Genomic DNA, 14,917 nt, shown 5'->3' on the forward strand with positions numbered 1-14,917 from the left:
AGCCAAGGTGAATGAAAACAGAAATTACTGTACTATCGCAGCACTTATCTCGGATTGAAGCTTAGTCAATCTATTTTCATCTTGAACAGAACAGATAAAAATTATGTCAGAGATCGGCGCAGCGCCCGAGCAGGGCCAAATCGTCAAACTACGCCACAAGATATGGGCAGTAACCGCAGTAAATATCACCAAAGCTCAAACAAAACATGTGATACATAGGCTCTCTCTGGAATGTCTGAGTGATGATGCGCTTGGCGAAAATATCCAGGTGATTTGGGAACGAGAAATCGCTCCTGCAGTTGTCGAATCAACCTCTTTGCCTTGTATCACAGGTCACGACGATCCGATCCTCTTTGATGCATTTATTCGTTCTCTTCAGTGGAGCGCAAGCTCGTTGGCTGTTGGCGATATTCTGCAAGCCCCCTTCCGTGGTGGTGTACAGATGGAAGAGTATCAGTTGGCGCCTGTTATCCGCGCGAATAATATGCCCAGGGTTCGACTTTTGCTGGCAGATGATGTTGGTCTGGGTAAAACCATTGAAGCGGGCTTAGTCACTCAAGAACTGATCCATAGCCATCGAGCAAGTCGTGTACTCATTGTTTGTCCGGCGCACTTACGAATTAAATGGATTGATGAGATGGCTGAAAAGTTCGGCCTCGAGTTCAAGATCATCGATCGAGATTCCGTTCTAAAAATGCGGAAGGAGTACGGACCTAGTATTAACCCTTGGGCCAGCTTTCCTCGTCTTGTGACATCAATTGATTATCTCAAAACAGAGCACCCTCGCCGTTTGTTTGATGAGTTTATTCGGCGAAGACTAGAAGAAAGTCCTAACAACAGGCCCTGGGATTTGCTGATCCTCGACGAGGCTCATAACGCAGCACCGTCTGGCAAAAAACAATATGTCCGAGACTCTGAGCGCACATCGCTGTTGCGTTCGATTTCTGAACAATTCGAACACAAGATGTTTCTCACCGCTACACCCCATAATGGTTATCGTGAGAGTTTTACGGGCCTGCTGGAGATTCTGGACAATCTTCGTTTTTCTCGTGGCACTGGCCTTGATAAGACGCAGCTTTCAGCCGTTACGATTCGACGTCTGAAAGAAGACATCACCAACCCAGACGGCTCACTACGTTTTCCAAAGCGTGTAATCATGCCTAGAGATGAAATAATAGACCCACAGCTGTATGTCACACTAGGCCATGAAGAACAACGTCTATTCAATCTTCTAAATACTTACACTGAAAGCCGATTGACCTCTGTCGACAAACGTTCTGAACGCCCTCTACAGTTCATCCTAACGTTGCTGAAAAAACGAGCTTTATCTTCACCATTGGCGCTACGCGAGAGCCTTATCGTACACACAGAAAATGCTGGCATTAAGGGTGAGCTTGGTATTGGCGAATCATTGTTTAACAGCTTCGAGCAAAAAGAATTGGAAGATTGGAGCGATGATGAAGATAAAGAGGACAACCTAGAGGCTACGACAAGAGCCGCCTCCAAATTGATTTTAGAGCTGTCAGCAGATGAGAAGGAAATGCTTCAGCGTATGTTTGAAATTGTTGATACGCAGGTATCACATTTTTCAATTCAGGAAGATAGCAAGGCGGCAGCGCTAATCGGGTGGATCAATAGAAGTCTTCGCGATGGCGATCAATGGAATGGCGAACGTGTCATTATCTTCACAGAATATAAGCACACGCTCAATTATTTAGAACGGATTCTTGAAAAGCATGGATTCCTTGATTTCACCAAAACCATCATTGGCGGCATGAAAGACTCTGATCGGCAAAAGATCAACGATGAATTTCAATCACCAAACAACGAAACTAATATCCGTATCTTACTCGCTACGGATGCTGCCTCTGAAGGCGCCGATTTTCAGAAGCACTGCCGGAATCTGATTCATTATGAAATCCCCTGGAACCCGACCCGACTTGAGCAGCGTAACGGCCGTGTAGACCGTCACGGGCAAAAAGCAGACGAAGTTCGCATTCATCACTTTGTGTTTAAAAACCAAGAGGACTCCGAGTTTCTTAAACTTATCGTCGATAAAGTCGAAACTATAAGAAATGATCTAGGCAGCGTTGGTGCTTTAATAGCAGATAACGTAAGAAAGAAAGCGCTGGGACAAGCTGTTAACCTTGCTGCCATTGATGATGACGCTCGCAGACGGCTTGCACGAGAAGAAATGGCGCTAGAAGCTCGGGATAATGAAAGCGTCACGCAAATGGTCGATGCTTTGAACCGAGCTCGCAGTGCACTTGATATCTCTGAAAGTAATCAGCTTGACCTGCTATGCCAAGCGTTGAGTCTGGAAGGCTGTACTGAAGCAATCATGGATTTGGGTGATGGCGAGTTTTCATTAATACACGTGCCAACGGCTTGGACAGAATGTAAAGCCTATGTCAGCACAGAGTACCTACAAAAGCGTTTTTCATTTAATCGAGACAAAGCTCGTGCAGATGATGCAGTGGGTATTGTTCACCTTGATCACCCACTCATGCGACGGGCAATTTCTACCTTTCGTGTGCAGATGTGGGGAGTTCAATCAACCAAAAACCAGTTAAACCGTGTAACCATCACAGAATCATCCGAGATTATTGTACCTGTCATCATTGCCTGGGGACGTTTAGTATTGCTGGGGCCAGAAAATAATCTACTCCACGAAGGATTAGTCCGCTGTTCGCTCTTAATTCAGGAGAACACTCTTGTCCCGCAAGCAGTTTCTCGACCGGATGATGCGATTTATTTTACGGGCCATCTAGAGAGCGTAAAGGCACTTATTGCACCGCTTATTGAAGCTATTACGCAACAGCTTTCGAACGCTGCCACAGAAGAAACTAAAGTATTAATCACTACTCTAAATGAGCGTGGCGAGGTGGCCCGTAAACATGCACAAAGCCTATCGACAGAACGAGTTATGGCAATTCGTAAGGCTATCAAAGATTGGCAGAGTCGCTCTTTGGAGATGCAGTTACAGTTTGTGTTTGATGACGAAGAGCAAGATCAGCGAGAGCAGGATTTAATTGCCCTACAATACAGACTTGAACAGCTTGAACAAGAACGAGAAGCTGAGCCAAAACGCCTACGAAATTTGTATAAGGTTACAAACAAAAAAATGTATCCGGTTGCACTAGAGGTAATTTTGCCTAAGGGGACTTGCTGATGGCAATCAATAAACGTATCGCAAACCGGCAGCACCGCTGGCTTTCCAGTGTTGAAATTACCGGCGTCGTATTAAGCGAACCCGTTCTCGCTGATGTAGGCAATTTTCGCTCGCTCGATAAGGCAGAAATTGCAGTATTCAGAAAGCAGCGGGAAATCTGGAATCTGCCTAAGGGTATGGTGGCAGGAAATGGCCAGCCCGCTTGGATTAACTTTATCCTCGAAGACTTTCTCGGTCTCAAAGACAAAGACTACTGGCAGGTAGGGGCGGCAATTCCAGCTGACAGGGTGGTTAACCTGCACGAACAGCAGGAAGTTCTACGCCCAACTCGCGTATTGCTCGATGAAGGCAACATGGTGATGTTGGTGCTGGAAGTGCCACGCGAGCAATCACTGGATAAGCCTTGGCTGCAAGACAAAGGCCGCTGGAAGGCATCGCCCACCACCAAATTCGAACGCTTATTGCGTGAAACAGGTGCTGAACTCGGCTTGCTTACCAATGGCGAAGCCTGGCGCTTGGTGGTGGCGTCACCTTCAGAATCCACCTCATGGATGACCTGGACAGTTCAAACCTGGAATGACGACACAAATACTCTAGCGGCGTTTAAGGATTTATTAGGTGAATCACGTTTCTTTGCAGGGCCGCGCGATCAGGTCATTCTTGAACTGATTAAAAAAAGCCGTCAGCGCCAGTTGGATGTGGCAGATCAGTTGGGTAATCAAGTACGCGAAGCCCTACAAATTCTGGTACATGAACTGGATAGAACCGATGCCGAGTTGGGCGGCCAATTTCTGGAGGGATACAGCGAAGCGGAAGTATTTGAGTCTAGCGTTGCCTTTATCATGCGCTTGCTGTTTACCCTCTATGCCGAAGAAAATGGTTTGCTGCCCCATGGTAATGTCACTTACGACAGGGCCTATGGCGTATTGCACCTACTCACTGAGCTTGAGGAAACTAGCCGTCTGGCGCCAGAAAAACTAAAACATTCCTATGCTGCCTATGCACGCCTGTTAGCTAGCGCGCGTATATTACATGATGGCAGTGTAGACCCGGATATCCGCATTGCCGCTCACGGCGGCCAATTGTTTGACTCTGACCGTTCACCATTGTTGGAGGGCCGGGCGAAGAATGGTAAATGGCTAACAGAGGTGCCGGAACCGCCTAAGGTCAGAGATGGGGCTATCCGCGATATTCTGCGCAGCCTGAAATATGCCAAAGCCGATGGTGTGCGCCAACTGGTGAGTTATCGTACGCTGGCTGTCGAGCAAATTGGCCATATGTATGAAGGATTGCTTGATCGCCGCGTGGCCAGAGCACCAATCAACCAAACTCTGCTGCTATTGCAAGGAGGCCCGAAGATCGACGAACCCGCTCCCGTGAATGCAAGCGAGTTTGTCGGGCTTAACGAAGCTGCGCTGATCAAAGCCTTGGCCCAGTTCACCAGTAAAACGGCAGGCACTATTAAGAAGGTATTGGAACGCAACGAAGAGCGACAAACATTGGTGAACCTCGGCACCGATGATGCTGAGTTGCTAGCGCAAGCAAAACCGGTTGAACGCTTTCTGCAACCTCTGGGCATAGTGCGGCCCGGTGGCCTGTACGTCACCCACGGCCAAGAACGCCGGTCCAGCGGGGCTCACTATACGCCGCCAACTCTGACCGAGCCGGTGGTACGCCGCACTTTAGAACATCAGGTCTATGTGAACGTGGAAGAAAAACCCGGTTTATTGGTTGAACCAAGGTTAATTAAAAACCCGCAGGAGATTCTGGCCCTTAAGGTCTGTGACCCAGCCATGGGTTCCGGTGCATTTTTGGTACAAGCCACCCGTTATTTGGCTGAGCGACTTGTGGATGCTTGGGAGCACATAGCAGCTGCACAGCCAGACAGCATTTTAACCATGCCCTTTGGTACCCTTTCGCAGGGGGAGGCCAGCGAAAACCTGATGCCGGAATCTCGTGAGGAACGTGTTGTATTCGCTCGTCGTTATGTGGCGGAGTATTGTATCTACGGTGTTGATATCAACAAGCTCGCAGTTGAAATGGCTAAGCTATCGCTTTGGTTAACAACATTATCCAATGATCGCCCTTTTACTTTTCTAGATCATTCACTCAAACATGGGAACTCTCTTGTTGGTCTTACTCCGGCGCAGATTAGTGAATTCACTTGGAAGCAGGTTAGTAATAAGTTCGGCCCGCTGCTTGCGAGTAAGCCTGAGCAAGAAGTCGAGGAGGCAGAGCAACACCGCAAAGCGATTCATAACATTGCCGATCAAGATTTCGTCAGTAAAGAAAAAGAAAACCGCATGGCCGAAGAGGCTCTTGCCTGTATTCGCATGAAGGCAGCCTTGGCGATTGCGGCTTTTTTTGATGGTTCTAACGCCAAGCAGCGTGAAGCCAAATTAATCGAATACCGTTACTGGATGGAGGTCTTGGAAAAGAATGAAAAGGCTCCTGCTGAAATAGAGAGAATAATTTTAAGACTTACTACCGGTGACAATCCTATTAATCCATTTTGTTGGGAAACAGAGTTTCCTGAGGTTTTTCATCGTGAAAGTGGTGGTTTTGATGCTCTGATTGGTAATCCTCCATTTATTGGGGGAAAGAAAATAAGCACAAATCTTGGGAAGGAAACCGCTGACTATCTAAGTCTATACAAAAATGGAAACAAAGGTGCTTGTGACTTAGTCACATACTTCTTGCTTAGATGTTCCTTCGACTTACTTAGAGGCTCGAAACTCTCGAGCATAGGACTTATTACGACAAACACTATTTCTCAAGGGGATACTAGAGAGCTGGGGTTGCTTCGGATGTTGAACTCAGGTTTCGAGCTGTATCATGCAATACCGTCTTTGACATGGCCAGGAAAAGCTAATGTAATTGTTTCAATCATTCACGCTAAAAGAGGGCCATGGTTTGGTGATCGGACTTTGGGGGATGTCAAATGTGAGCTTATATCTTCCTACTTAGATTCGATCGCGTGTAACGAAACTCCGGCTCCAATTAATAGGAATTCCGGCCTGTGCGGAACAGGGGTATACGTTTATGGCAAAGGATTTGTTTTATCACCTGATCAAGCAGATCTTTTTCTGGTTGATCAAAAAAACAATGATGTCATTAAGCCATACTTAGTAGGTGACGACATAAACAACACACCCGGATCAATTCCAAGTCGTTTTTGTATAGATTTCGGGGATCTAGATATAGAGGACGCAAAGACATATGCACAAGTATTTAACCATGTTACAAAAACAGTAAAACCTGAGAGAGATAAGTTAAAAGGTCAAATACACGAGAGTCGCTACTGGATTCATTGGGATCGTCGAGAAGAATTTTTTGAGCTGTTAAAAAAGAAAGAGTTTTCTTTCGGTCGTTCAAGAGTCAGTAACTTACATCTTGTAGAAAAAATCGATAATGCATGGATCCCTTCTGACGCTGTCGTAATTTTTTCCACAGATGAGTACTCTGTGTTTGGAGTTTTGCAGTCAGTTTTTCATCAGGTTTGGGCGGAAAGATTTTCCACAACAATGAAAAATGATTTGCGCTATTCTATTAGCGACTCTTTTGACAACTTCCCCTTTCCTGACCGAGATGCGTTAAATTCTATCGAAGACAATGCTAAATCTTTCTATTTCAATAGGAGAAATATTCTCGGAGAAAAAAAACTATCCCTTAGAGAGCTACAAAAATTGGTCGATGACCACTCTTGTGAAGATGAGGTGATAAAGGATTTTCGTAGATCTATAGTCTTTCACAACGAACTTGTAGCTAAGGCTTATGGCTTTGACGATTTGGATTTGGAATTTGATTTCAGAAATGCTGGATGGCTTCCCCACAATCCGTTTGGCTATACCATTAAAATGGCTACCAGAGATGAAATTATCAAAAGACTGTTAGGCCTTCACGAAAAGCAAGTTCATCACTGACCTAAATAATCGATGAGTACTTGTTTCAACCTCAATAATTCGAAATGATCGGCAATCCGTTCACTGGGTTGCCCCTGCGCCCGAACGCCCATTTCCATATTGCGATCCAGCGCATACATGGTGAGATTGGCTGAAGTGACTAAGGCGTCGTGACGATCGGCGACTAGCACCTTGGCGTGTAGTTTAAGGTGCTTATCGTCAGCGGGGATTCTCCACGTAAGCAGTTTTGGCAAGGCAACCCCTTTGGGCCACAAGGCGATTAAGGTATCGCGGTTGTTTTTGCCGTAGCCTTTTTCGCCCTCGTCCAGCACCATGGTGACCTTTACACCTCGCGCGACGGCATGAGCTATCAACTCGATGATGTCATTGATGATGCCTTCGTAATCCTCCTTTCCCGCTAACCAATAGCCCACAACCAAAAGTTCTGACTCCGCGGCAGAGATAATATCCTGTACCACCTGACGGGTGGCGCGCAGGTACGAACCTTCCACTTTGGGGCCGGTCCAGACCACTTCGGTTTGCGTAGCTTCGCCTTCTGTTAGCAGCACAGCCTCTTTCAGCGCAGCCAACTGCAGGGCAAAGGCACCATTAGTGAGTGCCGAACATTCATTAGCCCAAATGGCGATCACATTTGAAAGTGCGCTTTGCACTGCACCACGCCCAGATGCAAGTTTGGCGATGGTGGCGGAGCCCGACTGTGCGCTTAGTACACACCTCTCCACCCCAGAGAGCACCTCGCCAAAGGCACCTGCATTTATCAACTGGCGTACTGCCTGCGCTAAAACATAGGCAGATTTATCTCTGATAGCAGACATGGCTACTCCCCGTTATTTGAAGTAGGCCATATTGCTGTATGCCATGGTGGGCACCAGGAAGTTGCGATCCAAAAAGCGGTTAAATGCCTCACAAGAAGTCTCTGGTGCCAGCACGCAGGCATGGCAAGCAGCCCCGTTAATGGTGGCATGTACATCGGGTTGGTGGTCTGCACACAGAGGGTCTGATGAGCAGCGTTTAGCATTTTCCAATGCGTTGTGTATTAAATTCGGGAAACGTTCTTTAGTGCCAAGATCCACCAGACCACCTAAGCTGCCTTCGGAATCCGCGCTGGCGGTGTACAACAGTATTCCGGCCATTTTGCGCTCGGGATCGGTACTGCTGTAGATACGCTCACGAACCGACGATTCGGAATAGCCGCAATCCAACGCCAATTGGCGCATCAGTACATGGGCCAGACTGTGCAGCAACACATAACGCGCGCCGGGGAAGTCATCTGCATCCACACCCCGCTCAGCGGCCCATTCTTTGTATTTTTGCTCGATGGCGGCAGCGCGCTTTTGTACGGCAGGCTCCTTTTCCCAGGCAGTTAAGGCTTCTTCTTTTAACTCCAAGAAGATACCTTCACCACGTACCTCGACGGCTGGCAACCAATCCTGCCGCTCTTTATAGATGGGCGCACGCGAGGCTCCCATACCGTCGTCATCCATGCCCGAAGCGTAATCGATGCGGGTAAAGCTGGTGAGTGCGCGCACTTCCAGAAGTTTGCGGGCCAGAACGATGCGATCAATTTTATCAGCGAGGAAATCGGGCACTTCGCCGGCTTCGAGAAAAAAGTCGGATTGATCGCCTTGGTTGCTGCCTTCGATATTGCGGAAGGCGTTCCACTCCGGCAGACGCAAATCAATCTCATCAGTTTCTATTTCGCCACGCTCTTTCAACAGGGTTTGCCAAATATCTTCGGCTTTGAACTCTGTTAGCGCTGGAAACATTTCCATATCCAGCAGTGTTTGCAGTTTTTCCTGTGAATCGATCTTTTCAACCTGATGTTGCGGACATTTCTTCAATGCCTGGCCAATCGGGCTGGCTGCCTCTTTAATTGATAAGGCGCTGCGCACCAAGGGGAACCATCCGTTTGTGGCACCGCGTTGAATCGCCCGTAGCTGACCGGCGTGTTTACACTCATGCGGATCTTTGTTTTTTATCCCCAGCCAAGGACGCTTGCGGGTACATTCACCCAAGGCAAGACTGCGGTTTTCGCCAAACGCATCACTTACGCTTCGTTTCTTTCCACAAGCACAATAGACCCATATATCTGAAACCGAGCCGGTCGTACCAGAATAAACCAACTGCATGCGCTGCCTGCACGGATCACCAGCATCACGATGCACGTAAGCATGCCATGGGAAATCATCTATATGCCCACTCGGGCAAGCCACAACGAATGGCGCAGGTACAGTAGGCGCCCGCTTACCTTTACCACGTCCCGAACAGTTTGGAGCTTTACACTCAATTTCTTGCGTGATGTCGTTGTAACGGCATAGGTGATTGAAATTAGGATCTCCGCCATATTCCTTTTTCAGTTTTTCGGTTCTGTTCTCCGAAGAGGGGTATCCATATTTCAAACCTTTATACTCAGACAAAGTTGCGCAATTCGGGTTGCTACATACTTGATACCTTGGAAAAACACTAACAGGGACGGTTCCTTTTTTATATCCAAACCCACTACTTACAGGCTCAGCTTGAAAGAATCGGCTTACTCTAAGGGCTCGCTCTAATCGAGGCTCCCGAATCACCAACTCCTCCTGAGGTCGCCAGGTATCTATGCCAGAGACGATGACCGACAAAGTTTGTAGATCGACAATCGCACCGGGGCCAAATGTGGTGATTACCTGACTGGGACGAACGTCGCCAATCGCTCTTTTACTCGACATCCGTGTTACTCCTCATCACTCAGATAAAATGCCGCTGTTGGCTCAACTTCCCGCAGTGATCCGGGGGTATACCATTGGCCTTCGTTATCAGTACCCGACGTTTTCAGCAAAACCCGGGCATTGTTTGGTGGGCGCTCGCCACTTTTCAGCCAAGAATAGCGCAGCAGGTCATCTGCATAGTGTGCCCAATCATCTCGGCTGGACATCAGGCGTTCGTTAACCAGTTTGGCGTTTTTCTTGCCGACCAAGTCAGCTGCGCGCAAGGTAATGTCGGTGATCATCAAATCTGTTCCAGGCACTGCAGGATCAAAATTCTGAGCCTGCACTTCTCTCGCCATATTTTGGCCACCCAAACGCTGCATCGCAGCAAAGGCGCCACGCAAACCACGATCTAATGCGCGAGAAGAAAAAGGCGTGACACTGATGGCTTCCACATACCGGTAAAGCGCTGCATGGTAGCCTCGGAAGTGTTCGTAATGTGAAAGATCACGCGCACCCAGCCAGTTATACATGGTAATGACCAATCCTGGGTGTTTGCGACCTACGCGGCTGGTTGCCTGAATGTATTCAGCGGTGCTTTTAGGCTGGCCAGTTACGACCATGAGACCTAAGCGGTCAATGTCTACACCAACTGAAATCATATTGGTGGCCAGCAAGACATCAACTGGGTGCTGCTTACCCTGCTCGCGTGGAAATCTGTTATCAAGACGTTTTAACAGACCAGGGATACGCCAGGAATCCAGTCGACTGGTCAGCTCATCAGGATCATTGATATAGCGTTGCGGGAATCCTCGCTGCTGGGATAAATAGCGAAGACGCTTCTTAATGTCGTCTTCAACCAGACGACGAGCGCCGCCCAATGCGCGCAGACTGTTGAAGTAGCCAACAACTGTTGCATAAGGGTCTGCGGCTTCATGGTCTCGCGTAATTTCGGCTTCACCCGCTGCCAACAGCGCTGCATAAACACGCACCAACAAGGTTTTGGTACTGGAGCCAGGGGCGTTCAATCCGACATAGAGGCGGCCGGCAGTTTTGTCGTCATCCTCTTTAATTTCCTGCTCTTTGGCAAAGAAGGAATCTTTAGATGACAAACCGCTAGGAGGAAAGATCGATAGGTCGCGGTTGTAGAGCTGACGAATTTGCTCGCGAGCTCGGCGAATGGTCGCAGTAGAGGCAATAATCTTAGCCGGTATCGAAACACCAGTTTCGACTTCCACCCGGGTGAGAAAATCTACTGCAGTCTCGTATAGGCCGACCATGGTACCCAGTGGGCCAGAGATCAGGTGCAATTCGTCTTGAATAATCAATTCTGGTGGCACCAACCGACGTGCTCGCTGAGCGTCTTTGACGACACGCTGGTTTGGCTTTTCACCATGCCCTGGCGTTAGATGCCCGTAGGTTGGGCTATATCTGTCGCGCAGGCCGAAGAGTGCCTGAGTTTCGCCCTTGAAGGGCATGCGAGCAAATTTGTCCACTGTAGCAATAACCAGTGAAGGACACTCGCGGTAGATTTCGTCATCGACAACAACAACTGGTAAACCTTGATCATTTGACTTACGTGCACAGAATTCGCACTTTGGATTGGGGCACCGAACAAGTGTTCTTAGCCGCACATTATCAAAATCGTAAGTTTGATTTTCAGGTTTGCCTTGCTGGGTTACCAGTGAGGTGCCGCAGCGAGGGCACGACACCAACTGAACCGGACTACCATCTCGTGGTTTTTTGCCTTCGTCTAAATCTTCCAACGCCTTTCCAGATGCTTTGGCATCGTTTGGCGTAGTTGCTTTACCCACCCAAAGGCCAATTTTAAAGGGCTCCTGTCCCCACTTTTCAGAATTGCTCTTACGCACCAATTCACAGGCGCAGATTAGTGCCGTGGCTCGTTGAAACTGCTGGACCGTAAGTAGGCGCAAGGTATAGCGCATGATGATGGAAACGCCAGCGCTGGAGTCTAGGCCATTAACATCGCCGCGCAAGCGCCGATAGGCCAGTGTAAATGCCGCGAGCCCGAGATAGGCCTCCGTCTTACCACCACCCGTTGGGAACCAAAGTAGGTCAACGAGTTTGCGGTCTGCTGCAACTTTCTCTCCGGATTTGGGTTTATTCACCATACTGGCGATGTTGAGCAAGATGAAGCCCATCTGGAACGGACGCCAAGTACGGTTGCCCGAATTATTAATATCTTCGTCGAAAGGCGATCCAACTGTTTTTCCATCAGCACTATCTTTTGTGCGGCCTGCCCAAATGGCGTGAATGCGCTGATCCCACATAACGTGATTGGAAAATAAAAATGCCTCAAACGCATTATTCTCGTCTCTGATTAGCTCCAGTCCTTCACGCATTCTTCGGGCAGCATCTTTGCAGCACTCAATAAGCACCTTAGACGTATCAATATTTTCAGGCGTCGAGTTAAAGGGCACTCTCTGCGTTTCCGCTTTTCTATCGGCCACCCATTTCTCGTAGGTCAGTACGAGCGGTTCGATAGCTTGGAACAAATCATTGGGCGTTGCGCATTGGCTTAGCTCCCACATATCCAAGTTAAGACCGGAAATCGCTCCACTTTGGGCTATCAGGCTTGGCACTTCGAAGTTCGGAATAAAATCCGTGAATAATAGGCTGGCGCGGTCACGGGTGACGTTTAGGCCATCCCATCCTGCAGCGACCCCGTGCCCTGTGGCGAATTCTTTGGCATCACGATAGAGCATATTGGCTGCCGCAATTTCAGGATCTTTGGATATGTCTTTATCGAAATCTTTGGCGATGAAGATCGGGTATTTGTCAGCCCCAAACACCTGTAGTTTTGGTTGCATTAACCATTGTTGATCTTTTGCTTTGTCAGAATCGTCACCTTTAGGTCGGCGATTTACCAGAAATAAACTGACCGCCTTGGCGCCATCAATATGGTGAACAACACCCTCCAGAAAAACCTGACCATCACCGTCGCCATCTTCTCCTTGATGTCTAAAGCCATCTGGAGTAACAGTGACTGACGCGGGCGCATTGGATTTTGATAAGGGAATCGGACTCAGTTTGCCAATTTTATCAACCGGTATGCCCTCTACTAAAACGGATCGCTGATAGCGTTTCCAATAGGTGCGGCCTTCAGATGAATGTTTTTCGCGGCGATAGTCGCCCCAGAAAGCATTGGCATGGATGGTTTTTGTTTCCAGCGAAACCAGAAAGGACAGTCCCATAGATGAAGGGCTAAAGCCTACAATGAGCGGAGGTTGTGATTCGTACCCTCCACCCTCATCATCGTCATTGCCCGCAGCTAGTTCATCTTTTTCATAGTCGGGAATTTCAGACTTGAGGGGCGCCAAACGACCTATGATATATCGGGTTGTCGGAAATTCATTGATTGATTCGTCAGCTGTTGTTGGCCCCATTAATTCCCGCTCGAGAGCTTCTAGAATTCGTGAGCGCGACTCTCGTTTGCTGCTATCAGGCATTGGCTTGTTCCTTTTGTTCGCGTTTTTGTGCTCTTGGACCTTTTCCTGTTCCTGGGTGGGCATCGTGAGTGCCACTTAAAGACAAGTATTTTTTCGGTACTGCTTTAGGCTTTTCCGGTGGTGGGCAATCGTTACGTCTTTTAGGAATCAAATTCAGCTTTTTACGAACACGCTCACCAAAGAACTGGCGCCGAATTTCCAAGCCAAAAAATTCGCCAATTGCCGGCGGAACCGCATTTCCAATTTGCATGTGCGCCGCACGTCGATCTCCGGAAAACTGAAAATTATCAGGAAAAGTTTGTAGGCGGGCTAGTTCACGAATCGAAAGTAGTCTGCCTTTCCAGTGGAAAGGTCCTGTTGCTGGGCCTGGCTGAGCTTGAATCGTCCAACTTGGTTTGTCTTTCGCGAGCTTTAAAAGAAATGACCAAAAGCGAGTTCTCCAACCGAATAAGGGAAGCCCACCCATTTTCTCGGTATGCCAGAGGTAGTTTTGGCCTTCAGGAATTGTTGGTAAAAGCTCCGCCCATTTGCCTGAAGGTTTAACCTCATCCAACCAAATATCGACATCCAAATCGCCAATCGAATCCCACGTAGTTAAATGAGGTTGCCCATGACCATTTAGTTTATCAGGATCGAAATGCGTTGGCGCAGGCAGTTTAAAATGCTTTCCATCTCTGTTGGCAACGATAAATACACGTTCTCGTGACTGAGGAATACCATAGTCAGCTGCGTTTAGAGATATTACATGTGGATGGTAATTAGTTTTTTTCTCTCGATTGATCTTGTTCAGCTCATTTACCAACAGTTGTAACCCTTCATCCTTGTCGGAATAAGCAATGCCTTTGACGTTCTCAAGCAATATCACTTCCGGCTGTGCTTCGCGGACGATATCGAGATAGGCCTTCAGGGTTTTAGCTCTCGGGTCGGTTAGTCGATCAGTATCGCCTGTAACCCAATATCCAGACTTGGAAAATGGCTGGCAGGGCGGCCCACCGGCAAGCAGGGTCAACTCTTTGGGCTTTAGTCCTGACTGTCTTAACAATTCACTGGGAGCCAATGCATGAATGTCACCCGGTGAGGCAAGTTTCCACTTGGGGTGGTTTAAAGCGAGAGTTTGCTGTGCAATGGGATCAATTTCTACGCAGAGCTTGTTAGTAAATCCGGCTGCGCTCAGCCCTAAGTCTAAGCCTCCGGCTCCGCTAAACAAGGAAATCATGGTTTTTGCCTGCTTACTACTCATGTATTGTTCTCGCCTTTTTGATATTCGAGCAGCTCGCCTACAGAAACGGAGAGATACTCACAGAGAGTATTAATCGTTTCTAAATCAATCCTCACCAGGGTCTCGTGATACATCCTCGTCAGGGTCCCCCTGTTTATCCCAGTGTCTCGCGAAACATCTGAAATTTTGAGTCTCCGCTCCCCCATCAACCTAGAAAGATGGCTTTTGATCATCCAAGATACCCATTATGACCTGCAAGAGGTAATTTTCGTCTGTTTGTGCTCACTTTACGTTATTAGATGATATTAGGGCAAGTTGCCAACATCACAGCATATTAGTCATTAGGTGTGGAGATATCGTACTGAATCGACTCTAAGTAGTTATTATTCTAGGCATCTTCACGATGCCCACTTTTGGCACTCAGCAGACGTTCGTAGAACTTACAT

Annotated in this window: 7 protein-coding genes; 2 read left to right on the top strand and 5 right to left on the bottom strand. The window is 48.0% G+C overall.

Annotation, left to right across the window (positions count from 1 at the left end):
• Positions 1-103: 103 nt before the first annotated feature.
• Both drmD and ACE38U_RS13415 read left to right on the top strand, forming a co-directional pair.
• Positions 104-3,172, top strand: a complete 3,069-nt coding sequence (drmD, locus tag ACE38U_RS13410; RefSeq protein ID WP_375529915.1) for a DISARM system SNF2-like helicase DrmD — start codon at positions 104-106, stop codon at positions 3,170-3,172.
• Positions 3,172-7,095 carry an Eco57I restriction-modification methylase domain-containing protein gene (locus tag ACE38U_RS13415; RefSeq protein ID WP_375529916.1) on the top strand — a complete coding sequence of 1,308 codons (3,924 nt, stop codon included), beginning with the start codon at positions 3,172-3,174 and terminating at the stop codon, positions 7,093-7,095. Before drmD ends, ACE38U_RS13415 begins: the two co-directional genes overlap by 1 nt.
• Here ACE38U_RS13415 and drmC read toward each other — a convergent pair.
• The 5 genes from drmC to ACE38U_RS13440 are packed head-to-tail and all read right to left on the bottom strand — an operon-like array spanning position 7,089 to position 14,704.
• Positions 7,089-7,910 (bottom strand): DISARM system phospholipase D-like protein DrmC, encoded by an 822-nt coding sequence (gene drmC / locus ACE38U_RS13420; RefSeq protein ID WP_126354931.1) that lies wholly within the window; start codon positions 7,908-7,910, stop codon positions 7,089-7,091. The two genes, ACE38U_RS13415 and drmC, sit on opposite strands and share 7 nt — an antisense overlap.
• 12 nt (positions 7,911-7,922) lie before the next feature.
• Entirely contained in the window at positions 7,923-9,803 is a 1,881-nt protein-coding gene (gene drmB, locus ACE38U_RS13425; RefSeq protein ID WP_375529917.1) for a DrmB family protein, read from the bottom strand.
• A gap of 5 nt (positions 9,804-9,808) precedes the next feature.
• Positions 9,809-13,252, bottom strand: coding sequence for a DISARM system helicase DrmA (drmA, locus tag ACE38U_RS13430; protein ID WP_375529918.1), 3,444 nt, complete (start codon positions 13,250-13,252; stop codon positions 9,809-9,811).
• Positions 13,245-14,492 carry a DNA cytosine methyltransferase gene (locus tag ACE38U_RS13435; RefSeq protein WP_375529919.1) on the bottom strand — a complete coding sequence of 416 codons (1,248 nt, stop codon included), beginning with the start codon at positions 14,490-14,492 and terminating at the stop codon, positions 13,245-13,247. Before ACE38U_RS13435 ends, drmA begins: the two co-directional genes overlap by 8 nt.
• Complete coding sequence (locus tag ACE38U_RS13440; protein WP_119936007.1) at positions 14,489-14,704, bottom strand: helix-turn-helix domain-containing protein; 216 nt, start codon at positions 14,702-14,704, stop codon at positions 14,489-14,491. The genes ACE38U_RS13435 and ACE38U_RS13440 overlap by 4 nt, the downstream gene beginning before the upstream one ends.
• Positions 14,705-14,917 lie beyond the last annotated feature (213 nt).

This window comes from Cedecea selenatireducens (assembly GCF_042138895.1).
Lineage (GTDB): Bacteria > Pseudomonadota > Gammaproteobacteria > Enterobacterales > Enterobacteriaceae > Cedecea > Cedecea selenatireducens.

Coding starts and splice junctions, on each gene's coding strand:
- drmA (WP_375529918.1), bottom strand. CDS start 13,252: ATGCCTGATAGCAGCAAACGAGAGTCGCGCTCACGAATTCTAGAAGCT.
- drmD (WP_375529915.1), top strand. CDS start 104: ATGTCAGAGATCGGCGCAGCGCCCGAGCAGGGCCAAATCGTCAAACTA.
- ACE38U_RS13435 (WP_375529919.1), bottom strand. CDS start 14,492: ATGAGTAGTAAGCAGGCAAAAACCATGATTTCCTTGTTTAGCGGAGCC.
- drmB (WP_375529917.1), bottom strand. CDS start 9,803: ATGTCGAGTAAAAGAGCGATTGGCGACGTTCGTCCCAGTCAGGTAATC.
- drmC (WP_126354931.1), bottom strand. CDS start 7,910: ATGTCTGCTATCAGAGATAAATCTGCCTATGTTTTAGCGCAGGCAGTA.
- ACE38U_RS13415 (WP_375529916.1), top strand. CDS start 3,172: ATGGCAATCAATAAACGTATCGCAAACCGGCAGCACCGCTGGCTTTCC.
- ACE38U_RS13440 (WP_119936007.1), bottom strand. CDS start 14,704: ATGATCAAAAGCCATCTTTCTAGGTTGATGGGGGAGCGGAGACTCAAA.